The sequence below is a fragment of the Allobosea sp. 05T438 genome, from assembly GCF_056396025.1.
In genome coordinates this window covers 17667-39733 of the sequence record NZ_JBFTKQ010000031.1, presented here as the reverse complement: position 1 = coordinate 39733, position 22067 = coordinate 17667, and the positions used below count along the sequence as shown (strand labels likewise).

The following is a 22067-nucleotide window of genomic DNA, read 5'->3' as shown; positions in this document are numbered from 1 at the left end:
GCCCAGATGGCGCGCGCCGCCGGGATCCACGTGGTCCTCGCCACGCAGCGCCCCTCGGTCGACGTCATCACCGGCACGATCAAGGCGAACTTCCCGACCCGCATCTCCTTCCAGGTCACCTCGAAGATCGACTCGCGTACGATCCTGGGCGAGATGGGCGCCGAGCAGCTGCTCGGCCAGGGCGACATGCTCTACATGGCCGGCGGCGGGCGCATCACCCGCGTGCACGGCCCCTTCGTCTCGGACAACGAGGTCGAGAAGGTCGTCGCGCATCTCAAGACGCAAGGCCGGCCGCAATATCTCGACGCCGTCACCTCCGAGGAGGAGGAAGGCGCAGAGGACGAGGACGGCGCSGTGTTCGACAAGACCGGCATGGGTTCGGTCGACAGCGACGACCCCTATGAGCAGGCGGTCGCCGTCGTGCTGCGCGACAAGAAGGCCTCGACCTCCTACATCCAGCGCCGCCTCCAGATCGGCTACAACCGCGCCGCCTCGATCATGGAGCGCATGGAGAACGAGGGCATCGTCGGTCCCGCAAACCACGCCGGAAAGCGCGAGATCCTGGTTGAAACCCAGAATCAGCACGACGAATAGGGCCAATGGCCGCCAGCATCTTGCGATTGCCCGGAGCGGTCCTCAAATTGCCATCAGGACAGTGCAACCTCAGCGGCATCGACGGGTTGACTTCCCTGCAGGCGGCGAAGGCGGCCGATCGATTCCGCAGCGCCTGCCGAGTTCAGAAGCGCCGAGATGTCACAGGGAGTGAGGCAGACTTGCTCATGAAATGGAACCCGGCATTGCGGGCTTCAGCGGTAGCGATGATCGCGCTCGGTTGCAGTGCCGTGGCCGGGCCGCTCATGGCCCAGCCGATGCAGCTGCAGCCGCCGGCGACCGCACCCAAGCCTGCAGTCGCCAAGCCGCGCCCGATTCCGCTGCCGCCCATCCGTCCCGCAGGCCTCGGCCTGGCACGTACCGCAGCGGCGGAAGCGCCGGCGGCCGAACCCGCTGCCGCTCCGACAGCCACAGCGGCAGCGCAGTCTCCACGCCCCGCCGCCTCCGCGAAGGCCCGCACCGGCGCACCGGCGACGCAGGAGGAGGCGATCGAGCGGCTTAACGCCTATCTCAACAGCTTCAGCTCGCTGCAGGGCAATTTCATCCAATTCGCCGCCAATGGCCGGCGTCTTGAAGGGCGCATCTATATCCAGCGTCCGGGCAAGATGCGCTTCGAATACGAGCCGCCCGTCACCACCGAGGTCATAGCCGACGGCACCTCGGTCGCCGTGCGCGACAGGCGCCTGGCGACGCAGGACATCTACTCGATCGGGCAGACGCCGCTGAAGTTCCTCGTGCGCGAGCGCATGGACCTGGCGCGCGAAGGCACCCTCACCGGCGCCAGCATCGACGGCGATATCCTCTCCGTGCGAATTGAGGACCGCTCGACTTTGGGCGGAACCTCGAAGATCACGCTGAAGTACGATCTCGTCGCCAATGAGCTGCGGCAATGGATCGTGATCGACCCGCAAGGCTACGAGACCTCGGTCGCGCTCTACAATCTCGACACCCAGCGCCGCCCCGATCCGAAGAAGTTCGTGATCGACTACCAGCGCACGCTCTGAATCGCATCTTTCGGGCATCGGGCGAGCCCTCATCCCGAGAAGCCGTTCCGCAGGAATGGCATCTCGAAGGATATTCGATGCGGCTGCGAGACATCTGGACCATCCTTTCGAGACGCAAGCTGCGCTTGCTCCCCAGTATGAGAGCTCGCCGGACGGGGCGCCTCCGGGATTTGTCGGCGCCATGTCGGGGCTTGCCTTTTGCGCCCCGACGACCCAGTTTCCGGCCTCCTTCCCGCCGGAATTCTCGCGTGCAACTCACCGTCACCAGTTGGAACATCAACTCCGTCCGCTTGCGCATCGGCATGGTCGGCGAGTTCCTGAACACCTACGCTCCCGACGTTCTCTGCCTGCAGGAGACCAAGACGCCGGACGAGCAGTTTCCGGCCAAGGCCTTCCATCAGCTCGGCTATGTCCATCAGGCCTTCATCGGCCAGAAGGGCTATAACGGCGTCGCCATCGTCTCGAAGCTGCCCTTCAGCGAAAAGGAGGCGATGTCGATGTGCGGCCGCAACGACGCCCGGCACATGACCGTGACACTCGACAAGGCGGCGGGTGCCGCCGCCGGCATCGCCATCCATAACTTCTACATCCCGGCAGGCGGCGACATCCCCGACCCCGCGAAGAACGAGAAATTCGCCCACAAGCTCGCCTTCCTGGACGAGCTGGGCGCCTGGGGCGTGGCGAAGAAGCCGACCGACCGGCCCGCAATCCTGCTCGGCGATCTCAACATCGCGCCCTACGAGCACGATGTCTGGAGCCACAAGCAGCTGCTCGACGTCGTCAGCCATACCCCGATCGAGACGACGACGCTGGAGAAGCTGCGCAGCGAGATCGGCTGGACCGACGCGGCCCGCACGCTGCGACCCGAGCCCGAAAAGCTCTATTCCTGGTGGAGCTACCGCGCGCAGGACTGGGAAGCATCGAACAGGGGCCGCCGGCTCGACCATATCTGGCTCTCGGACGCCCTGAAGCCGACGCTGCGCGACCTCACCTTCCTGCGCGAAGCCCGCGGCTGGGAGCGTCCCTCCGACCATGTCCCGGTGACGGTTACGCTCGACCTCTGACAAGCTCTTCGGTCCTCACCGCCTGAGCGGACGGCGTCCCGGCCATGTCGGGCGGTCTTAACGGACCGCCCGGGCATCGTGATATAGCCGCGGCAGTTTTCATCGCCGTGGCCCAAGCCGTTGCAGCCCTCCACCTCCCTTTCCCTGCGCGACGCGCTGCTCACCCTCGCGGTGATGGTGGTTTGGGGCACCAATTTCGTCGTCATCCGCATCGGCGTCGACCATTTCCCGCCACTGCTCTTCGCTTGCCTGCGCTTCGCGTTCGCACTCCTGCCAGCGGTTTTCTTTCTCAGGCGGCCGGCTGTGCCCTGGAGCAAGCTCGCCGCCTACGGCATCCTGATCGGTGCCGGCCAGTTCGGCCTGCTGTTCATCGCCATCAAGGGTTTCATTGCGCCCGGCCTCGCCTCGCTGGTGGTGCAGGCGCAGTCCTTCTTCACGATCCTGCTCGCCGCGGCGATCACGCGTGAGCGCATCCAGCCCTTCCAGATCGTCGGCCTGCTCCTCGCCGCGACCGGCATCGCCGTGATCCTCTGGCACACCGACGGCACGACGACGCCACTCGGGGTCATTCTCGTGCTCGGGGCTGCGCTGTGCTGGGCTGCCGGCAACAGCGTCGCGCGCAGCACGCCAAAGGTCGACATGCTGGCCTATGTCGTCTGGACCAGCCTCTTCGCCGTCCCGCCCCTCTTCATCCTCTCCTTGCTGATCGAAGGTTGGCCGGCGATGCGCGACGGGCTGACGGGAGCTCCACTCGCTGCCTGGGCCGCCGCGCTCTGGCAGGCGGTCGGCAACGTCATGTTCGGCTATGCGGTCTGGGGCTGGCTGCTCTCGCGCTATGCCGCGGCCACCGTCGCACCAACATCCCTGCTGGTCCCGGTCTTCGGAATGGGAGCAGCGGCCATCTGGCTCGGCGAATCCTTGCCGGGCTGGAAGTTCGCAGCAGCCGGCCTTGTGCTGTCCGGCCTGTGCATCAATATCCTCTGGCCACGGTTCGCAGCGATCCGTGCCGCCAGGCATCCGCCGTCGTCCTGACGACGGTACCAGCCGCCTACTTGCGATCGATCGCCGCGAGCGCTTCCTGCACGGCGGCGAGTTCGCCGACGAAGCCGCGCAGCCTGTCGCTGATCGCCGAGGAGATGGCTTCCGCCGAATCCGGCGATTCGCCGAGCACGCGCCGCATCACGCTGCGCGGCAGCCGCATGACCTGCGTCGGCTCACGCGCGATCGCCGTGACCTGCCGCGGCAGCGAGGTGAAAAGTGCGAGTTCGCCGATCATGGCGCCGGGGCCGACGATCTCCTGCGCGGGCTGGCCATCATCCCGCGTCGTGACGGCGATCGCGCCCGATACCACCAGAACGGCCCCGTCCGAAGGCTCGCCGGCGCGGAACAGCACGTCGCCCGCCCGCAGGATGCGGCTTTCGGCCGCAAAGGCGAGCAATCGCAGCGCATCGCGCTCCATCAGGCTCAGCAGCGGCTGCCGAGCCAGCAGGGCCATATCGTCGTCGAGCGCCATCCGTCAGGGATTCAGCCGGTAGCCGCCGGCATCGGTGACCAGCAACCGGGCATTGCCGGGATCAGGCTCGATCTTCTGGCGCAGCCGGTAGATATGCGTCTCGAGCGTGTGGGTCGTGACCTGGCTGTTATAGCCCCAGACTTCCTGCAGCAGCACCTCGCGCGCGATCGGCTTGCGGCCGGCGCGGTAGAGGAAGCGCAGGATCGCGGTCTCCTTCTCGGTCAGCTTGGTCTTCGAGCCCTTTTCGCTCACGAGCAGCTTCGATCCGGGGTGAAAGGTGTAGGGCCCGACCTGAAAAATGGCATCCTCGCTCGCCTCGTACTGCCGCAGATGCGCGCGGATCCGGGCCAACAGCACGGCGAACTTGAACGGCTTCACCACGTAGTCATTGGCGCCGGCCTCGAGCCCCAGCACCGTGTCCGCATCCGAGCCTTGCCCGGTCAGCATCACCACGGGGCTCTTGAAGCCATTCTTGCGCATCACCTTGACCGCCTCGCGTCCGTCCATGTCGGGTAGGCCGACATCCATGACGACGAGATCGACGCGGTCGCCCTGCACCGCCTTCACGGCGGCCGCGGCGGTGCCGGCCGTAGACAACCTGAACTCCTCGTAGAGCGCCAGCTGCTCAGCCAGCGCATCGCGGAGGGTCTGGTCGTCATCGACCAGGAGAATATGATGGACGACGGACATGGGGCGGTTCGCTCGGAAGCAATCGTTACGGCAACATGAGCCCGCTGAGTCGTCATCGCAAGTCAGGCAGCCAGGAATCCCCTTGAGAAACCGCCCATCCAGCCCAGCCGGCCCGCGCAAACTGTCCTCGCTGCGGGTCTTCGCTTCCGTTCATGACCGCCGAAAAGGATTCATCGTCGCCGGTTCGGCGGTGTTTCCCTGTGCGCTCGGCCGTTCTGGCATCCGAACCGACAAGCGGGAGGGCGACGGCGGCACGCCGCGCACCAGCTTGCCGCTTCGCAGTGTGTTCTACCGCGCTGACCGTCTGGCTCGCCCGCACACGCTGCTTCCCCTGAAGCGGATCGGGCCGCGTGACGCCTGGTGCGACGATCTGAAGGACCGTCGCTACAACCGCCTGATCGACCGCCCGCCCGGCGAGGCCGAGGAGCGCCTGCAGCGCGAGGACCATCTCTACGACGTCATCGTCGAACTCGGCTGGAACGATCGGCCGGTGATTCGCGGGCGCGGCAGCGCGATCTTCTGGCATCTGGCCCGCCCCGGCTTCACGCCCACCGCTGGCTGCGTCGCGGTCGAGGGCCACGTCTTCGCCAAGGTGCTGCCGCGGCTGGCCCGCCATTGCCGGATTCTGGTCAGATAAGTCCGTTTGCGCTAGAAGCGGTCCCGAGCACCGTCTCGATCATCCTCTTCGGAGCCGACCAGCGCATTCAGGCACCGTCCTGCATCGCCGGGGCGCTCCCAGCCTGAGAACCTGCGATGACTGATTCGGTCTCCACCGGCCTCCGCTTCGGGCGGATCGCCGCCATGCTGCCCGTGGCCGACATGGCCCGGGCCTGCGATTTCTACATCGGTGCCCTCGGCTTCCGGAAAACTTTCGAGAACGGCAATCCAGTCGGCTTCATGATCTTGAAGCGAGACGCGGCCGAGCTGCACCTGACGCTCCAGCCCGGCCACAAGCCCGCGGCGTTCAATGTCGCGCATATGATGGTCGAGGATATCGACGCCGTGCATGCCATGGTCCGCGAGCGCGGCCTGCGCATCGTCAAGGGCCTGCGCGACAAGGACTATGGCCTGCGCGCCTTCGTCTTCGAGGACCCGGACGGCAACCGCATCGATGTCGGAGAGCCCTTGAAATAGGCCGTCATTCCCGGGCGGAGCGAAGCGAAGACGCGGGAATCTCCCACCAAAGGAAGCTCCTGAGCCTCCTGTCGAAGAGATGCCCGGGTCAAGCCCGGGCACGACGCCGCAACTACCCCCGCGCGCCAAAAATCGCGCTGCCGACGCGCACATAGGTCGCGCCGAGCTGGATCGCCGCCTCGTAATCGGCGCTCATGCCCATCGACAGGCCCTTGAGCCCGTTGCGGGCGGCGATCTTGGCCAGCAGCCCGAAATGGGGGGAGGGCGGTTCTTCCGCCGGCGGAATGCACATCAGCCCGTCGATCGCGAGACCGTGAACATCGCGGCAGCGGGCGATGAAGGCGTCGGTATCGGCGGGGAGGACCCCAGCCTTCTGCGCTTCCTCACCGGTATTGACCTGCACGAACAGCCGCGGAGCCCGACCCGCCCGTGCGATCTCGCGCGCCAGCTCCTTCGCCAGGCTTTCGCGATCCAGCGACTGGATGACGTCGAACAGCTCGACCGCCTCGCGGGCCTTGTTCGACTGCAGCGGCCCGATCATGTGCAGCTCGGCATCGGGGAAGCGCTCCTTCAGCGCGGGCCACTTCGCCTTGGCCTCCTGGACATAGTTCTCGCCGAAGATGCGCTGCCCCGCCTCCAGGACCTCTACGATCTGCTCGGCCGGCTTGGTCTTGGAGACGGCGACCAGCGAGACCGACCCCGGCTTGCGCCCGAAATCGCGTTCGGCGCGGCCGATCGCCGCCCTGATTTCAGCCAAACGCGTAACCGTATCGCTCATCTGCCAGCCTCTCATGCCCTGCGCGCCGTTGACCGCGTGCGCGCAATGGTGTCCTAGAGCAGGTTGCAAGATTCCGACATCCGGTTTTTGCATTCAGCCCCTGCGCCGGCCTGCCTCCGGGAGCCGGCAAACCGCCAAGAATTGCCCGCTGACATGGCCGTCGAACGCTACAATCCGAAAGAGTCCGAGCCGAAATGGCGCACCGTCTGGGAAGAGCGCAAGCTTTTCGAGACGAGGAACGACGACACGCGGCCGAGCTACTACGTCCTCGAGATGTTCCCCTATCCGTCGGGACGCATCCATATGGGCCACGTCCGCAACTACGCGATGGGCGACGTGGTCGCGCGCTACAAGCGTGCCAAGGGTTTCTCGGTGCTGCATCCGATGGGCTGGGACGCTTTCGGCCTGCCGGCCGAGAACGCCGCCAAGCAGAAGAAGGTCCATCCGCGCGAATGGACCTATGAGAACATCGCGACGATGCGCAAGCAGCTGAAGTCGATGGGCCTGTCCCTCGACTGGAGCCGCGAGCTCGCGACCTGCGATCCCAGCTACTATCGCCACCAGCAGAAGATGTTCCTGGACTTCCTGAAGGCCGGGCTCGTCGACCGCAAGACCGCCAAGGTCAACTGGGACCCGGTCGACGAGACGGTGCTGGCCAATGAGCAGGTCATCGACGGGCGCGGCTGGCGCTCCGGTGCGCTGGTCGAAATCCGCGAGCTGACCCAGTGGTTCTTCAAGATCACCGAGTATGGCCAGGAACTGAACGACGCGCTCGACGGTCTGACTCGCTGGCCCGACAAGGTACGGCTGATGCAGAAGAACTGGATCGGCCGCTCCGAAGGTCTGCTGGTTCGTTTCGCTCTCGAATCGAATGCGGTCAATCAGGACGAAATCGAGGTCTACACGACCCGCCCGGATACGCTGTTCGGCGCGAAATTCGTTGCCGTCGCGCCCGACCACCCGCTCGCCAAGGCCATCGCGGCGAACAATCCGAAGCTGCAGGCCTTCATCGAGGAGTGCAAGCGCACCGGCACGGCGCAGGAGGCCATCGACAAGGCCGAGAAGCTTGGCTTCGACACCGGCCTGCGCGCCGTTCATCCGCTCGATCCGAGCTGGACGCTGCCGGTCTATGTCGCGAACTTCGTCCTGATGGAATACGGCACCGGCGCGATCTTCGGCTGCCCTGCGCACGACCAGCGCGACCTCGACTTCGTCAACAAGTATGGCCTGGGTAATACCCCGGTCGTCGCGCCCGAAGGCACCGATCCGGCTGGTTTCGTCATCACAGACACCGCCTATGACGGCGACGGCCGGATGATCAATTCCCGCTTCCTCGACGGTATGACCATCGCGGAAGCCAAGGAGGAGGTCGCCCGCCGGCTCGAGAGCGAGACCCGCGGCAATCGCCCCGTCGGGCAGCGCAAGGTCAATTTCCGCCTGCGCGACTGGGGTATATCGCGCCAGCGCTACTGGGGCTGCCCAATACCGGTCATCCATTGTTCCGACTGCGGAACGGTTGCGGTTCCCGATGCTGATCTCCCGGTAAAGCTGCCGGACGACGTCTCCTTCGACAAGCCGGGCAACCCGCTCGACCATCACCCGAGCTGGAAGCACGTCGCCTGCCCGCAATGCGGCAAGCCTGCGCGGCGCGAGACGGATACGATGGACACCTTCGTCGATTCGTCCTGGTATTTCGCCCGCTTCACCGATCCGTGGCGGACCGAGAGCCCGACAGACCGCAAGGCCGTCGATCGCTTCCTGCCCGTCGACCAGTATATCGGCGGCGTCGAGCACGCGATCCTGCACCTGCTCTATTCGCGCTTCTTCACCCGCGCGATGAAGAGGACCGGCCATGCCGGCCTCGACGAGCCGTTCGCCGGCCTCTTCACCCAGGGCATGGTCGTGCACGAGACCTACCGGGCAGCGAATGGCGACTGGGTCGAGCCGGGCAATGTCCGTATCGAAGTCGCCGGCACCGACCGCCGCGGCTTCGACGTCGAGACCGGCGCTCCGATCGAGATCGGCGCGATCGAGAAGATGTCGAAGTCCAAGAAGAACGTCGTGGACCCCGACGATATCATCGCTTCCTACGGCGCCGACACCGCCCGCTGGTTCATGCTCTCGGATTCGCCGCCGGATCGCGACGTGATCTGGACCGACGAGGGCGTGCAAGGCGCCGCCCGCTTCGTCCAGCGCCTCTGGCGCATGGTCGCGGAGATCGCCGAACGCACCGGCGGCAAGGCGGAGAAGCCTGCCCAGATCGGTGATGCCGCGCTGACGCTGCGCAAGGCGAGCCATCGCGCGCTCGACGCGGTCGGCGCCGATATCGAGCGTCTCGCCTTCAACCGCTGCGTCGCGCATATCTACACGCTGACCAATGCCATCGGTAAGGCGCTCGACGCAGCGGCCGAGAAGCCCGAGCTCGAGGCCGACATCGCCTTCGCGCTCCTCGAGGCCGCCACGATCGTCACCCAGCTCGTGGCGCCGATGATGCCGCATCTGGCCGAGGAATGCTGGCAGGCTCTGCGCCAGCCAGGTCTCGTCGGCGAAGCCTCCTGGCCGGAGGTTGAGCCCGCACTGCTGAAGGACGACAGCATCACGCTCCCGGTCCAGCTCAACGGCAAGAAGCGGGCGGAGGTGACGGTTCCGGCCGATGCCGATACGGTGGCGGTGGAAGCCGCCGCCCGCGCCAGCGAAGCGGTTCAGCGGGCTCTCGAAGGGCGCGCCATCCGCAAGATCATCGTGGTTCCCGGGAGAATCGTGAATGTCGTCGTCTGAAGCCGTTCTCCCCCGCCGTGCATTGCTGGCGGCCGCGTTCGTGGCCGCCGCATTCGCAGGCGGCTGCTTCCAGCCGCTCTATTCCGAGAACACGAAGAGCACGGTCGGTGGCAACGTCAAGACGGCGCTTCGCAGCATCGAGATTCCCGAGATCAAGGGCCTGATCGGCCATTACTTCCGTAACGAGCTCGTCTTCGAGCTCGACGGCGGCGGCGAGCCCGATGCGCAGAGGAAGCTGAGGCTCGAGGCCAATATCGCGGAGTCCGTCGAGGTCGTCACGGTGGATTACATCAATGGCCGCGCCGATTCGGCGGTACTCGTCGCCACTGCAACCTGGAAAGTGACGCGCATCGGGACAGGTGAGGTCGTCTCCTCCGGCACCAATTCCGTCCGCGCTCCCTATGAACGTTCCGGACAGCGTTTCGCCACGGTGCGTGCAGCGCGTGACGCGCAGATCCGCGCCGCGAAGAGCCTCGCCACGATCATCCGGGGACAGATCGCCGCCGATCTCACCTCCTGACCGATCATGGTCGCGATCAAGGCGCATGAAGCCGACCGAACACTGGCGCGCCTCGATCCAGCTTGGCGCCTTGTCCTCGTCTACGGACCCGACGCCGGGCTCGTCTCCGAGCGGGCAGGCACATTGGCCCGCGCGAGCGTCGATGATCCCAGCGATGCCTTCCAGCTCATTCGCATGGATGGCGACGCCGTTGCCGCCGACCCCTTGAAGCTCGCTGACGAAGCCAACACCATCGGCCTTTTCGGCGGCCGCCGCGCCATCCGCGTCTCTCCGACATCCAAACCCCTGCTGGCCGCAGTCGAGCCGCTGCTGGCGGTGCCCTCGCAGGATGCCCTCGTCATCGTCGAGGCGGGCGACCTGCAGCGCACAAACCCGCTGCGCACCGCCTGCGAGAGGGCGAAGACCGCTCTCGCCGTACCCTGCTATGGCGACGCAGCCCGCGATCTCGGCTCGATCATCGACGAAATGGTGCGCGCAGCAGGCAAGTCCATCGACCGGACCAGCCGCGAGCATCTCGCCGGCCTTCTCGGCGGCGACCGCCAGACATCTCGCCGCGAGATCGAGAAGCTGCTGCTTTATGTCGGAACCGACCCTGCCGTGCGGGAGGAGCATATCGACGCCATCGTCGGCGACACGGCCCAACGCGAGCAGGCCATGCTCGTTGATGCGGTCTTCGCCGGAAAGCTGCCGGTGCTCGATCTCGCTCAGGCCAAGCTCAGCAGCGAGGGATTGGACCCAGGTGTGATGCTCGGCACGGTGCTCCGCCAGGCGCTGGCCTTGCTCAAGGCGCGCCAGGCTGTCGATGCCGGGAAGGGGGTCAGAGACGTCGTCGGGACGATGCGCCTGCCCTACCCGCGCATTGCGACGACTGAGGCTGCGCTGAATGCCTGGTCCAGCGCCAAGCTGAGCGAAGCTGTCGGCCTGCTCGGCAATGCGATCCTGACCACGCGCCAGAATGCCGATATGGGCCGCGCCGTCGCGACCCGCACCTTGTGGACGCTGGCCCGGCTCGCCCGCAGCGGCCGGACCGATTGATCAGACCTTGAGCCGATGGCAGAGCGCGTCGAGTTGTTCGAGCGTCTTGTAGCCGATCCGGACCTCGCCCGACCCGTTGGCGCGATGAGCGATCGAGACTGAGAGACCCAGCGCCTCCTCCAGCGCCTTCTCCAGTGCCCGCGTATCAGGGTCCTTCTCGGCCTTCGGCTTCGCCGCAACGGCACTTTTGGTCTCGCCGCGCGCTTCTTCCTGCACGATGCGCTCGATGTCGCGAACGCTCATGCCCTGGTCGATGATCTTGCGCGCCATCAGTTCCGGATCCGAAACGGAAAGCAGGGCGCGAGCGTGACCGGCCGAAACCGCGCCTTCACTGACCATCTTGCGGACAGATTCCGGCAGTTTAGACAGGCGCAGCGTATTGGCGACATGGCTGCGGCTCTTGCCGATGACGCGCGCCAGATCGTTCTGCGTATAGCTGAACTCGGCGATCAACCGCTCATAGCCCGCGGCTTCCTCGATCGCGTTGAGGTCGGTACGCTGAACGTTCTCGACGATCGCGATCTCGAGTGCTTCGCGATCATCCGCCTCGACCAGAATCACCGGAACATCGTGCAGTTCGGCGCGCTGCGCCGCACGCCAACGCCGCTCTCCGGCGATGATCTCATAGGCATCGACCATGCCGGCGATCGAACGCACGATGATCGGCTGCAAAATGCCGCGCTCGCGGATCGAGGCGGTCAGCTCGTCGAGATCCTCCTCCACGAAGCTGCGGCGCGGATTGCGCGCGCTCGGACGCAGGAACTCGACCGGGACTTTGCGCTGACCGCGCGCCCGCTCGATTGCGCCGATTTCCTCCCCGACGTCGCCGATCAGCGCCGCCAGACCACGGCCCAGGCGTGAGCGCCCCTGTTCTTCGGCCATCGCCATCCTCGTTACCTCACCATCTCGTTTCTTCAGGCAGCGGCGCGCAGAGCGCGCTCCCGCTTGATCACCTCCGACGCCAATCGCAGATAGGCCTGCGAACCTGAGCAGCGCAGATCATAGAGCAGCGCCGGCTTGCCATAGGACGGCGCCTCGGAAATCCGCACATTTCGTGGGATCACAGTCTCATAAACCTTGTCTCCAAGGAAACTCTTCACATCGGCCATGACCTGACCGGACAGATTGTTGCGTGGGTCGAACATGGTCAGCACCACGCCCTGGATCATCAGTCGCGGATTGAGCCCGGCACGAACTTGCTCCACCGTCTTGAGCAGCTGGCTGAGACCTTCAAGCGCGAAGAACTCGCATTGCAGCGGCACCAATACCGCATCGGCCGCCGTCATCGCGTTGATCGTGATCAGGCTGAGCGACGGCGGGCAGTCGATCAGGACATAGGTCAGGTCCTGGCAGCGCTGGTCGTCTACCAATTCGTCGATCGCATTCTTGAGACGATGTGCCCGGTCCTTGGCTGACGCGATCTCCAGCTCCACGCCAAGCAAATCGAGCGTCGAAGGCGCTAACGACAGGCCGGGGACGGCAGTCGGCTGCAGCGCCTGACCCAATCCGACATCGCCGCAGAGCACATCGTAGGTCGAGGATTTCCGGCTGCGGCGATCAATACCGAGCCCGGTCGAAGCGTTGCCCTGAGGATCAAGGTCGACGATCAGGACCTTCTCACCGATTGCGGCAAGCGCAGTGCCAAGGTTGATTGCCGTGGTCGTCTTGCCGACGCCACCCTTCTGATTCGCAAGCGCGATGACGCGCGGGCGGCGCGTCGCAGCTCCAGATGTGACCTTGGTCATAGATCGGCTCGTCTCTCGGCCGAGCGAACCATCAGAATTCGCGCGGCGGCATCAGTCACGGAGGAAACCGTTGTCGCCTGAATCTTCCAATATCTGGCCGAGTCGGTCAATTCCGTATCTAGATGTTGTCCCTTGGGAAAGAGTCCCAAAGTGCCCGTTCTCAACAACTCTTCGCACCAGTCGAGGAGCTGCGTCAGCGGCGCGAGGGCGCGGGCCGTCACGACGTCGACCTTGCCGGTAAAATCTCCGATCACGTCCTCGATCCGGGCGGCATGGACCTTGACCGGGGCGCCGGTGACCCGCGCGACGTGGCGGAGAAACGCGCATTTGCGGGCATTGCTCTCGACGAGATCGATCTGACCCCGGCCGCGTTCCGTCAGGCAGATTCCGATCACAAGCCCCGGAAATCCCCCGCCGGAACCCAGATCGAGCCAGCGTTCGCGTTCGGGCGCGAGGCTGAAGATCTGTAGCGAGTCCGCGATATGGCGTGTCCAGACATCCGCCAGCGTCGTTGAGGAGACCAGATTCTTGGCCGCCTGCCAGCGTTCGAGCTCCGCCACGAGCAGCGCCAGGCGCTCCTCTGTTTCACGTGAAACAGGCGTCAAGCGCAAAGCGCGCTGCCTGTCGCTCTTTTCAACAGTCACGTCGATCCTGTGGATAACAGCGCCGGAGCCCGGCCTTTCCGCGCATGTGCCGCCAGCAAGGCGAGAGCCGCCGGCGTCATGCCTTCAATCTTCCCCGCCTGCGCCAAATCCGATGGGCGCTGCGCCGCGAGCTTCGCCTTGAGTTCGTTAGACAGGCCCGAAATCGTGTCGAGATCGAGATCGGCGGGGACCTTCAAAGACTGGTCGCGTCGATAAGCCTGTATCTCCGCAGCCTGCCGATCGAGATACACGGCATAGACGGCATCCGCCGTGACGCGAGCCGCCACAGACGCCGAATAGCCCTGCAGCTCCGGCCAGATCGCGGCAAGCCGCTCGAAACCGATATCCGGATAGGAGAGGATTTGGTAAGCGCTGCGTCGCAGCCCATCCTGATTGAGCTGCAGGCCCACGCCCTCTGCCTGCCGAGGCGTCAGCCACAGGTTCTGCAAGCTCTGGCGCAGCGCGACGATTTCGCCGTGGCGCGCCTCGAAGGCGGTCTGCCTCGCCGAGCTGACCACTCCGAGCTTAGCTCCGAAGCCCGTCAGCCGCTCATCGGCGTTGTCCACACGCAGCGACAGGCGAAATTCCGCCCGCGACGTGAACATTCGGTACGGCTCCGTAACGCCCCGCGTGACGAGGTCGTCGACGAGCACGCCGATATAGGATTGTGTTCGATCAAAAACCACGGGCTCAGCGCCACCGGCCAGCCGAGCTGCATTAAGCCCTGCGAGCAGGCCCTGGGCAGCCGCCTCCTCGTAACCCGTCGTGCCATTGATCTGGCCGGCCAGGAACAGACCGGCGATGGCGCGCGTCTCCAGCGTGTTCTTCAACGCCCGCGGATCGACGAAATCATACTCGATCGCATATCCCGGCCGCAGCATAACCGCGCGCTCGAGACCGGGGATGGTCTTCAACAGGCCCAGCTGTACGTCTTCCGGCAGCGAGGTCGAGATGCCGTTCGGATAGACCGTATAGTCATCCAGACCTTCGGGTTCGAGAAAGATCTGGTGTCCATCGCGATCGCCAAACCTGCCGACCTTGTCCTCGATCGACGGACAATAGCGCGGGCCGCGCCCTTCGATCTGGCCAGAGAACATCGGCGCGCGGTGCAGATTGGCGCGGATCAGCTCATGGCTCGCCAGCGTGGTGCGCGTGATGCCGCAGGAAATCTGCGGATTGGTGATGGCCGTGGTCAGGGCCGAGAACGGCTCCGGCGGCGTGTCGCCCGGCTGCATCTCCAGGGCAGCCCAATCGATGGTCCGACCATCGAGCCGGGCAGGGGTTCCCGTCTTCAGGCGCCCGAGCGGAAAACCATAGCGCTCAAGCGTCACCGAAAGACCAAGCGACGGCGCGTCGCCGACCCGGCCGGCCGGGATCTTGGTCTCGCCGATATGGATCAGCCCGCGCAGGAAGGTGCCGGTCGTCAGAACAACCGTTCCGGTCCCGAATCGGCGCCCATCCGCAAGTACAACCGCAACAACACGGCCTGCTTCGATCTCGAGATCGAAGACCTCCCCGGCGATGACATCGAGCCCAGCCTGTTCAGCAAGCAGATCCTGCACCGCCTGGCGGTAGAGCTTGCGATCGGCCTGGACTCGGGGCCCGCGCACCGCAGGCCCCTTGCGTCGGTTGAGCATGCGGAACTGGATGCCGCCCAGATCGGCCGCACGCGCCATCACGCCGTCGAGTGCATCGATCTCCCTGACGAGGTGGCCCTTGCCGAGGCCGCCGATCGCCGGATTGCACGACATCACGCCGATGGTCTCAGGCTTATGCGTCACCAGGGCCGTGCGCGCGCCATAGCGCGCGGCAGCCGCGGCAGCTTCGGCCCCGGCATGGCCGCCGCCGACGACGATGACGTCGTAGTGCTGCTGATGAATGGACATGGTATTTTCGCTACCGAAGCCGGGCAGGCGGGTCAACGGCAATCGCTGCAAACCGACGGGAACATCCGGTCGGGCTTATTTTCCAATGCAGAATCCGGCGAAGAGCTGGTCCAGCACATCCTCGACATCGATCCGGCCGACGAGCCTCTCCAGGGCGACGACCGCCAGGCGGATATCCTCGGCCAGCAATTCAGCTTGCCCGTGATCCGCAGTGACCGCACGCTCCAGAGCCCCAATGGCATCCGTGACAGCAACGCGATGCCGTTCGCGGGTCAGCAGCGCAGGCTCCACCTGACCCAGCCCGCGCAGCCGCACCACGATCTCAGACAGCAGCTCCGGAATGCCCTCTCCGGTCTTCACCGAGATCGCGCGTTCGCCGTCCAGAACCTCGCCACCCAGATCGGATTTCGTCGCGACCCGCAGTGTCGGAGCCTTCTCGTCGATTCGATACGTATCCGAATCGACTCCTCGCAGGCTCAGGACGAGATCGGCACGTTCCACCAGCGCCCGCGCCCGTCTGACTCCTTCCGCCTCGACCGGATCGACGCTCTCGCGCAATCCGGCCGTATCGATCAGGATGACGGGCAGGCCCTCGAGGTCGAGCCTCACTTCAAGCGCATCGCGCGTGGTCCCTGCTATCGGTGAGACGATCGCCACCTCGCGTCGCGCCAGGGCGTTGAGCAGACTCGATTTGCCGGCGTTGGGTGGGCCGGCCAGCACAAGCACAAAGCCTTCGCGCACCCGCTCGCCCATCGCGAAGCTGCCCAGCGCGTCGCGCAGCGAGATCAGTACGTCGCCGGCAATACCAAGTGCCTGCTCCTGGAGAGGACCGGAGACATCGCCCTCATCCGAGAAATCGAGCTCGGCGGCGAGCAAGCTCATCGCGTCGATCAGTTCGCCACGCCAGCGCCTGGCGAGCGCACCGAGTGCTCCGTCCATCTGACGTAGCGCCTGCTTGCGCTGCCATTCCGTTTCCGAATCGATCAGGTCCGCGAGACCCTCGACCGCCGCGAGATCGAGCTTGCCTGCCTCGAAGGCGCGCCGGGTGAATTCCCCGGCTTCCGCCAGTCTGACTCCCGGTAGTGCCGTGAGTATGGCCAGCAATTGCGCGAGAACCGCACGAGAACCATGAACATGAAACTCTGCAATATCCTCGCCGGTGAAACTCGCTGGTGCCGCAAAGAAGAGAACGAGCGCCGTATCGACGGTCATACCTTTTCCATCCGAGAGCCGGCGGAGTGTCGCGACGCGCGGCGGCGGTATGACTCCGGCGATAGTCGCGAGAACGGAACGAACCCGCCGACCGGAAACCCGGACGACGGCGACGCCAGCTCGGCCGGGCGCGGAGGACAGGGCCACGATCGTCGGGTGAGCTTCGTAATTGTGCGTCTCGGTCGCCGTCATGCTGCTCATTCGAAGGTCGGGATTAGGGATGCCGGCACAGCTGTGCGTGGCCCGGCGAACGCGTCAAGCATGCATCCTCTAGCTTGCGTGTTGCGCCGTGCCGGCCGAGCTCACGAGGTACAAGGAGCGCTATGCCGTGCTGGCGGAGGAACCGAACGGCGATGCGCCTTGCCGAAAGCCTGAGGGCAGGCGCCGGTTCAGATTCGTTTCGATCACGAATCGAGTCGCTTTTGGAAGCCGTCTGCCGATCGTAGCGGAAGTGAATCGATCGTCATTCAGTGCCGCGGCAAAGGCGCCCCGCGGTCCGCCACAAACAAATTCGCCGCCGTACCGACCGCGTTGATGCGATCGATACGGCGGCGAATCGAATGCCGGATAGGCCGACCGTCAGGTGTTCATCGAGTCGAAGAATTCGGAGTTCTGCTTGGTCTGGCGCAGCTTGTCGATGAGGAACTCGATCGCGTCCTGCGGACCCATCGGATTGAGGATGCGGCGCAGCACATAGGTTTTCTGCAGGTCCGAGCGCGGCGTGATGAGCTCTTCCTTACGGGTGCCCGACTTGAGGATGTCGATCGCCGGGAAGATGCGCTTGTCCGCCACCTTGCGGTCGAGCACGATTTCCGAGTTACCGGTGCCCTTGAACTCTTCGAAGATCACCTCGTCCATGCGCGAGCCGGTATCGATCAGCGCCGTGGCGACGATGGTGAGCGAGCCGCCTTCCTCGATATTGCGCGCCGCACCGAAGAAGCGCTTCGGCCGCTGCAGGGCGTTGGCGTCGACACCGCCGGTCAGCACCTTGCCCGAGGACGGCACGACGGTGTTATAGGCGCGGCCCAGGCGAGTGATCGAGTCCAGCAGGATGACGACGTCGCGGCCGTGCTCGACCAGGCGCTTGGCCTTTTCAATGACCATCTCGGCGACCTGCACGTGGCGCGAGGCCGGCTCGTCGAAGGTCGAGGACACGACCTCGCCCTTCACCGAGCGCTGCATGTCGGTAACTTCTTCCGGGCGCTCGTCGATCAGCAGAACGATCAGATAGCACTCGGGATGGTTGGTCGTGATCGACTGCGCGATGTTCTGCAGCAGCACGGTCTTGCCGGTGCGCGGCGGCGCGACGATCAGCGCGCGCTGGCCCTTGCCGATCGGCGCCACGATGTCGATGACCCGCGGCGAGAAATCCTTCTTGGTCGGATCCTGCACCTCGAGCTTCAGACGCTGATCCGGATAGAGCGGCGTCAGGTTGTCGAAGTGGATCTTGTGCTTGATCTTCTCCGGGTCCTCGAAATTGATCGAGTTGACCTTGAGCAGGGCGAAATAGCGCTCGCCATCCTTCGGGCTGCGGATCGGTCCCTCGACCGTGTCGCCGGTGCGCAGGCCGAACTTCCGGATCTGCGAAGGCGAGACATAGATGTCGTCGGGTCCCGGCAGATAGTTCGAATCGGGCGAGCGCAGGAAGCCGAAGCCGTCCTGCAGCACCTCGACGACGCCCTCGCCCAGAATCTCGGTCTCGCGGGCGGCGAGTTGCTTCAGGATGGCGAACATCAGCTCCTGCTTACGCATCGTGCTGGCGTTCTCGACCTCCACCTCCTCGGCGAAAGTCAGAAGTTCGGTCGGCGATTTGATCTTGAGCTCTTGGAGCTTGATTTCCCGCATGGGGCACCCGGATCGTGAACGCCCTGCGAAAAGGCAGGGGTGGGGACGGTACTGGAGTGATCGACTTCGGTCCTGATCGGACCTGCGCGGGGGATGCGCGACCTGAGCTGCTGCTAGGGCAGATGGCTCACGAACAGTCGACAACAAGGGAGGACGCTGGAGAAGCGCAGCGTCCTGATAGCGGGAATCGCGGCCGGGCTCAAGCGGGAAAGAATCGTCTGCTTCAGAACGGTTTCACGATGACGAGAATGACGATGCCGAGCATCAGCACGGCAGGCACTTCGTTGATGATCCGGAAATAGCGGGGAGACTTCTGGTTCTTGTCCTGGGCGAAGGCGCGGACATGCTTCACCAGTACGCCATGGATGCCCGAGAGGATCAGCACCAGCAGCAGCTTGGCATGCAGCCAGCCACCCTTGAAGCCGAAACCGTACCAGGCGAGGTAGAGGCCCAGAACCCAGGTCAGGATCATCGCCGGGTTGATGATGCCCTTCAGCAGCCGGCGCTCCATGATCTTGAAGGTCTCGGACTGGATCGAGCCGATCTGCGCCTCGGCATGGTAGACCATCAGCCGCGGCAGATAGAGCATCCCGGCCATCCAGGCGATGACCGCAACGACGTGGAAAGCCTTGATCCACTCATACATATCCTGACCCTCAGCCCCGCACGGCCTTCAGCAGCCGCTCGACATGGGCGATCGGCGTATCCGGGAGGATGCCATGCCCGAGATTGAAGACGAACGGTCCGCCACCGAAGGCTGAGAGGACCGCCTCGATTTCCTTCTCGAGCTCCGGACCACCGGCCCTCAGCACGAGCGGATCGAGATTGCCTTGCACCGGCAGTTTCGACTGGATTGCGTCGCGCGCAAAGTCCCGATCGATAGCGGATTCGAGCCCGACCGCATCGACGCCCGTTCCAGCAACATAGTCAGGGATCAACAGGCCGGCTCCGCGGGGGAATCCGATGATGCGGGCGTGCGGGTGAACAGCACGCACGCCCTCCACGATCCGCCGGGTCGGCGCGATGCACCAGCGCCTGAAATCCTCCGGTCCCAAGGCGCCTGCCCAGCTGTCGAAGATCTGCACCGCATCGACGCCGGCGGCGATCTGCGCGTTGAGATAGCTCACCGAGGCAGCGACGATCCGATCGATGATCGCCTGGAACAGCTCGGGGTCCCCAGCGAAGAGAGCCTTGGCTGGTCCCTGATCGGGCGTGCCGCGGCCGGCCACCATATAGGTCGCCACGGTCCAGGGCGCACCGCAGAAGCCGATGAACCCTGTCTCGCGGGGCAAGGCACCACGCACCCGCCGCACCGTCTCCAGGATGGGATCCAGCTTGGTACCATCGGCGAGCTGATCGATCTCGGCGAGTCTTGCGACATCCGCTACGGGTTCGAGCCGCGGACCTTCACCCTCTGCGAACCAGAGCCTCTGCCCGAGTGCTTGTGGCACGACGAGGATATCGGAGAACAGGATCGCGGCATCGAAGCCGAAGCGCCGGATTGGCTGAAGCGTGACCTCGGCAGCGAGCTCGGGATTGTAGCAGAGCGCAAGGAAGCTGCCGGCCTTGGCCCGGAGCTCGCGATACTCCGGCAGATAGCGCCCGGCCTGACGCATCAGCCAGATCGGGGGGACAGGCAATTTCTCGCCAGCCAATGCCCGAAGAAAGAGCGGCTCTGCGCTGATCGTTCCAGGGGCTGGATGGCTCATCCCGTATCCTCTCTAAAAAGAGATTCTATGAAAGATTCTCTTTTTCTTTGACTCTTGGACGGGGGAGATAGCCCGGCCCAATCCTGTCCACAACCATTCCACAGGCGGTGGGACAGCGGGTCGCGGGTCGTCAGGCCGGGGCAGGGTACGTTAAGACTTTATTAATGAATTGAAATCCGCCTCCGGTCCCGCGTCGGGCAAAATGATTCACGTGAAACACTTCCTTAACCATGCACAGCGCGGCGGCTGTTGATGGCCGGGGCGAGTTATACAGGCCGGCCTCGCGAGCCCCGGCGAATTCGGCTTTATCCACATTGCTCCCCATGCCCTTGTATAACCCTCCCGGAGGCGGTGCGGCTCGATCATATCGAATGCCTGATTCCGGTCCGAGCCAAAGCGCGCTAGATGAAGACAAGAGCGCTTCAGGCCGGGGGACGTCGTGGTCCGCAACTATTTCCATCTGCATCTGGTTTCGGACGCGACCGGCGAAACGCTGATCGCGGTCAGCCGTGCCGCGGCGGCACAATATGAAAGCGTGTCGGCCATCGAGCATGTCTACCCGCTGGTGCGCTCGGAGGCGCAGCTTGCCCGCGTCCTGGCTGAAATCGAGTCCTCGCCCGGCGTCGTCCTCTACACCCTGGTCGAGCCGGAATGGCAGGAGAAGCTGGAGAACTTCTGTCGCGAACTCGGCTGTCCCTGCCTTTCGGTGTTGCAGCCGGTCCTGTCGCTGTTCCAGTCCTATCTCGGCCAGGCCTCCGCGACGAAACCGGGCGCGCAGCACGTTCTCAACACCGAGTACTTCCGCCGCATCGATGCGATGAACTACACCCTGCTCCATGACGACGGGCAGATGGGCGGCGATCTCGACAATGCCGACGTCATCCTGGTCGGCATCAGCCGGACGTCGAAGACGCCGACGAGCATCTATCTGGCCAATCGCGGCATCAAGACCGCCAATATTCCGCTCGTGCCGAATATCCCGCTGCCCACGGAACTGGAGAGCGCCAAGAAGCCGCTGATCGTCGGCCTGATCGCCAGCCCGGATCGCATCGTTCAGATTCGCCAGAACCGGCTTCTGTCCCTACGCGCCGACGACGAGACATCCTATGTAGATCCAGCGGCCGTTGCCGACGAAGTCTCGCAATCGCGCCGGCTTTGCGCCCGCAAGGGCTGGCCGGTCATTGATGTGACCCGCCGCTCGATCGAGGAAACAGCGGCATCGATCGTCGACCTGCTGCGCGACCACCGCATGAAGTTCATCGCGACATGATCATATCGGATCGCCTCTGGCTCGAAGCGGAGCCCTTGATCCTCGCATCCGGGAGCACGACCCGCCGCGACATGCTGGCGGCGGCCGGCATCCCGGTCGAGGTGCTGAAGCCCGAGATCGACGAGCGCGCGGTCGAGCATCCGCTCGTCGAGCAGGACGTTCCGGCGGACCAGATCGCAGCGGCGCTCGCCTGCGCCAAGGCGCTCGCCATATCGAACGCCCGGCCGGGTCGCCTCGTCCTCGCCGCCGACCAGACCCTGACCTGTGACGGGATCACCTTCCATAAGCCGGTCGATAGCTTCGCCGCCGCCGAGCAGATTGGAGAGCTCGCCGGCAAGACGCACGAACTCCACTCGGCCTTCGTCCTGGCCAGGGATGGCGCGCCGATCGCCGAAGGGCGCGAGACCGCGCGGATGACGATGCGCTCTCTCGATACGGACTTTATCGGGCTCTATGTCGACCTTGTCGGCCCCGCGGCCCTGTCCAGCGTCGGCGGCTATCAGCTCGAAGGGCTGGGCTCGCAGCTCTTCGATGCCGTCGAAGGCAATCACTTCACCATTCTGGGCCTGCCTTTGCTTGCCGTTCTCGCAGCCTTGCGCGATCTCGGCTGCCTCGCCCGCTGACCGGA

The 22067-nt window shown here is 64.9% G+C and carries 22 protein-coding genes; 11 read left to right on the top strand and 11 right to left on the bottom strand.

Features of this window, described 5'->3' with window-relative positions; all coding sequences use genetic code 11:
* From AC1DIN_RS28305 to AC1DIN_RS28290, 4 genes are all read left to right on the top strand, one after another.
* On the top strand, window positions 1-594 hold a 594-nt coding region (locus AC1DIN_RS28305; protein WP_476812169.1), incomplete at its 5' end, for a DNA translocase FtsK.
* Between the two features lie 185 nt (window positions 595-779).
* On the top strand, window positions 780-1616 hold the full coding sequence (locus tag AC1DIN_RS28300) for a LolA family protein (protein WP_476767188.1): 837 nt from the start codon (window positions 780-782) through the stop codon (window positions 1614-1616).
* A 248-nt stretch (window positions 1617-1864) separates the two neighbouring features.
* Window positions 1865-2680 carry an exodeoxyribonuclease III gene (xth, locus tag AC1DIN_RS28295; RefSeq protein WP_476812168.1) on the top strand — a complete coding sequence of 272 codons (816 nt, stop codon included), beginning with the start codon at window positions 1865-1867 and terminating at the stop codon, window positions 2678-2680.
* A 120-nt stretch (window positions 2681-2800) separates the two neighbouring features.
* Complete coding sequence (locus AC1DIN_RS28290) at window positions 2801-3712, top strand: EamA family transporter (protein ID WP_476812167.1); 912 nt, start codon at window positions 2801-2803, stop codon at window positions 3710-3712.
* Window positions 3713-3728: 16 nt separating this feature from the next.
* Here AC1DIN_RS28290 and AC1DIN_RS28285 read toward each other — a convergent pair whose 3' ends face one another.
* Both AC1DIN_RS28285 and AC1DIN_RS28280 read right to left on the bottom strand, forming a co-directional pair.
* A complete protein-coding gene (locus AC1DIN_RS28285) occupies window positions 3729-4193 on the bottom strand; it encodes a cyclic nucleotide-binding domain-containing protein (protein ID WP_441473824.1) in 465 nt (154 codons plus the stop codon).
* A gap of 3 nt (window positions 4194-4196) precedes the next feature.
* Window positions 4197-4883 (bottom strand): response regulator transcription factor, encoded by a 687-nt coding sequence (locus AC1DIN_RS28280; protein ID WP_441473825.1) that lies wholly within the window; start codon window positions 4881-4883, stop codon window positions 4197-4199.
* An 82-nt stretch (window positions 4884-4965) separates the two neighbouring features.
* On the opposite strand from AC1DIN_RS28280, the gene AC1DIN_RS28275 reads away from it, so the two are divergent.
* The gene (locus tag AC1DIN_RS28275; RefSeq protein WP_441473826.1) at window positions 4966-5520 is read left to right on the top strand and encodes a L,D-transpeptidase family protein; all 555 of its coding nucleotides are present in this window, start codon (window positions 4966-4968) and stop codon (window positions 5518-5520) included.
* A gap of 116 nt (window positions 5521-5636) precedes the next feature.
* Window positions 5637-6017, top strand: a complete 381-nt coding sequence (locus tag AC1DIN_RS28270) for a glyoxalase superfamily protein (protein WP_476812166.1) — start codon at window positions 5637-5639, stop codon at window positions 6015-6017.
* 112 nt (window positions 6018-6129) lie between these two features.
* Here AC1DIN_RS28270 and AC1DIN_RS28265 read toward each other — a convergent pair whose 3' ends face one another.
* Window positions 6130-6795 carry a YggS family pyridoxal phosphate-dependent enzyme gene (locus AC1DIN_RS28265; RefSeq protein WP_476812165.1) on the bottom strand — a complete coding sequence of 222 codons (666 nt, stop codon included), beginning with the start codon at window positions 6793-6795 and terminating at the stop codon, window positions 6130-6132.
* Window positions 6796-6948: 153 nt separating this feature from the next.
* On the opposite strand from AC1DIN_RS28265, the gene leuS reads away from it, so the two are divergent.
* From leuS to holA, 3 genes are read left to right on the top strand one after another with little or no spacing between them, the layout of a single operon-like run.
* Window positions 6949-9573 carry a leucine--tRNA ligase gene (leuS, locus tag AC1DIN_RS28260; protein ID WP_476812164.1) on the top strand — a complete coding sequence of 875 codons (2625 nt, stop codon included), beginning with the start codon at window positions 6949-6951 and terminating at the stop codon, window positions 9571-9573.
* Window positions 9560-10093 carry a hypothetical protein gene (locus AC1DIN_RS28255; protein WP_476812163.1) on the top strand — a complete coding sequence of 178 codons (534 nt, stop codon included), beginning with the start codon at window positions 9560-9562 and terminating at the stop codon, window positions 10091-10093. Before leuS ends, AC1DIN_RS28255 begins: the two co-directional genes overlap by 14 nt.
* A 6-nt stretch (window positions 10094-10099) precedes the next feature.
* On the top strand, window positions 10100-11128 hold the full coding sequence (holA, locus tag AC1DIN_RS28250) for a DNA polymerase III subunit delta (RefSeq protein WP_441473831.1): 1029 nt from the start codon (window positions 10100-10102) through the stop codon (window positions 11126-11128).
* On the opposite strand, the gene AC1DIN_RS28245 is transcribed toward holA, so the two are convergent.
* The 8 genes from AC1DIN_RS28245 to hemE form a co-directional block, all read right to left on the bottom strand.
* On the bottom strand, window positions 11129-12010 hold the full coding sequence (locus AC1DIN_RS28245; RefSeq protein ID WP_476812162.1) for a ParB/RepB/Spo0J family partition protein: 882 nt from the start codon (window positions 12008-12010) through the stop codon (window positions 11129-11131).
* Window positions 12011-12042: 32 nt separating this feature from the next.
* On the bottom strand, window positions 12043-12873 hold the full coding sequence (locus tag AC1DIN_RS28240; RefSeq protein WP_441473833.1) for a ParA family protein: 831 nt from the start codon (window positions 12871-12873) through the stop codon (window positions 12043-12045).
* On the bottom strand, window positions 12870-13517 hold the full coding sequence (rsmG, locus tag AC1DIN_RS28235) for a 16S rRNA (guanine(527)-N(7))-methyltransferase RsmG (RefSeq protein WP_476812161.1): 648 nt from the start codon (window positions 13515-13517) through the stop codon (window positions 12870-12872). The genes AC1DIN_RS28240 and rsmG overlap by 4 nt, the downstream gene beginning before the upstream one ends.
* Window positions 13514-15403, bottom strand: a complete 1890-nt coding sequence (gene mnmG / locus AC1DIN_RS28230) for a tRNA uridine-5-carboxymethylaminomethyl(34) synthesis enzyme MnmG (protein ID WP_476812160.1) — start codon at window positions 15401-15403, stop codon at window positions 13514-13516. The genes rsmG and mnmG overlap by 4 nt, the downstream gene beginning before the upstream one ends.
* Before the next feature lie 75 nt (window positions 15404-15478).
* Complete coding sequence (mnmE, locus tag AC1DIN_RS28225) at window positions 15479-16807, bottom strand: tRNA uridine-5-carboxymethylaminomethyl(34) synthesis GTPase MnmE (protein ID WP_476812170.1); 1329 nt, start codon at window positions 16805-16807, stop codon at window positions 15479-15481.
* 387 nt (window positions 16808-17194) lie between these two features.
* On the bottom strand, window positions 17195-18460 hold the full coding sequence (gene rho, locus AC1DIN_RS28220; RefSeq protein WP_441473836.1) for a transcription termination factor Rho: 1266 nt from the start codon (window positions 18458-18460) through the stop codon (window positions 17195-17197).
* Between the two features lie 223 nt (window positions 18461-18683).
* Window positions 18684-19106 (bottom strand): protoporphyrinogen oxidase HemJ, encoded by a 423-nt coding sequence (hemJ, locus tag AC1DIN_RS28215; RefSeq protein WP_441473837.1) that lies wholly within the window; start codon window positions 19104-19106, stop codon window positions 18684-18686.
* 10 nt (window positions 19107-19116) lie between these two features.
* Window positions 19117-20169 carry a uroporphyrinogen decarboxylase gene (hemE, locus tag AC1DIN_RS28210; protein ID WP_476812159.1) on the bottom strand — a complete coding sequence of 351 codons (1053 nt, stop codon included), beginning with the start codon at window positions 20167-20169 and terminating at the stop codon, window positions 19117-19119.
* 439 nt (window positions 20170-20608) lie between these two features.
* Here hemE and AC1DIN_RS28205 point away from each other — a divergent pair, with 439 nt between their 5' ends.
* Together AC1DIN_RS28205 and AC1DIN_RS28200 are read left to right on the top strand one after the other, a co-directional pair.
* Window positions 20609-21439 carry a pyruvate, water dikinase regulatory protein gene (locus AC1DIN_RS28205; RefSeq protein WP_441473839.1) on the top strand — a complete coding sequence of 277 codons (831 nt, stop codon included), beginning with the start codon at window positions 20609-20611 and terminating at the stop codon, window positions 21437-21439.
* Complete coding sequence (locus AC1DIN_RS28200; protein WP_476812158.1) at window positions 21436-22062, top strand: Maf family protein; 627 nt, start codon at window positions 21436-21438, stop codon at window positions 22060-22062. The genes AC1DIN_RS28205 and AC1DIN_RS28200 overlap by 4 nt, the downstream gene beginning before the upstream one ends.
* Window positions 22063-22067 lie beyond the last annotated feature (5 nt).

What these genes read in the sequence shown, in the direction of transcription:
- AC1DIN_RS28240 (WP_441473833.1), bottom strand. Translation starts at nt 12,873, where the DNA reads ATGACCAAGGTCACATCTGGAGCTGCGACGCGCCGCCCGCGCGTCATC.
- AC1DIN_RS28200 (WP_476812158.1), top strand. Translation starts at nt 21,436, where the DNA reads ATGATCATATCGGATCGCCTCTGGCTCGAAGCGGAGCCCTTGATCCTC.
- AC1DIN_RS28280 (WP_441473825.1), bottom strand. Translation starts at nt 4,883, where the DNA reads ATGTCCGTCGTCCATCATATTCTCCTGGTCGATGACGACCAGACCCTC.
- leuS (WP_476812164.1), top strand. Translation starts at nt 6,949, where the DNA reads ATGGCCGTCGAACGCTACAATCCGAAAGAGTCCGAGCCGAAATGGCGC.
- mnmE (WP_476812170.1), bottom strand. Translation starts at nt 16,807, where the DNA reads ATGACGGCGACCGAGACGCACAATTACGAAGCTCACCCGACGATCGTG.
- AC1DIN_RS28245 (WP_476812162.1), bottom strand. Translation starts at nt 12,010, where the DNA reads ATGGCCGAAGAACAGGGGCGCTCACGCCTGGGCCGTGGTCTGGCGGCG.
- holA (WP_441473831.1), top strand. Translation starts at nt 10,100, where the DNA reads ATGGTCGCGATCAAGGCGCATGAAGCCGACCGAACACTGGCGCGCCTC.
- AC1DIN_RS28270 (WP_476812166.1), top strand. Translation starts at nt 5,637, where the DNA reads ATGACTGATTCGGTCTCCACCGGCCTCCGCTTCGGGCGGATCGCCGCC.
- AC1DIN_RS28285 (WP_441473824.1), bottom strand. Translation starts at nt 4,193, where the DNA reads ATGGCGCTCGACGACGATATGGCCCTGCTGGCTCGGCAGCCGCTGCTG.
- mnmG (WP_476812160.1), bottom strand. Translation starts at nt 15,403, where the DNA reads ATGTCCATTCATCAGCAGCACTACGACGTCATCGTCGTCGGCGGCGGC.
- hemE (WP_476812159.1), bottom strand. Translation starts at nt 20,169, where the DNA reads ATGAGCCATCCAGCCCCTGGAACGATCAGCGCAGAGCCGCTCTTTCTT.
- AC1DIN_RS28255 (WP_476812163.1), top strand. Translation starts at nt 9,560, where the DNA reads ATGTCGTCGTCTGAAGCCGTTCTCCCCCGCCGTGCATTGCTGGCGGCC.
- AC1DIN_RS28265 (WP_476812165.1), bottom strand. Translation starts at nt 6,795, where the DNA reads ATGAGCGATACGGTTACGCGTTTGGCTGAAATCAGGGCGGCGATCGGC.
- rho (WP_441473836.1), bottom strand. Translation starts at nt 18,460, where the DNA reads ATGCGGGAAATCAAGCTCCAAGAGCTCAAGATCAAATCGCCGACCGAA.
- AC1DIN_RS28300 (WP_476767188.1), top strand. Translation starts at nt 780, where the DNA reads ATGAAATGGAACCCGGCATTGCGGGCTTCAGCGGTAGCGATGATCGCG.
- hemJ (WP_441473837.1), bottom strand. Translation starts at nt 19,106, where the DNA reads ATGTATGAGTGGATCAAGGCTTTCCACGTCGTTGCGGTCATCGCCTGG.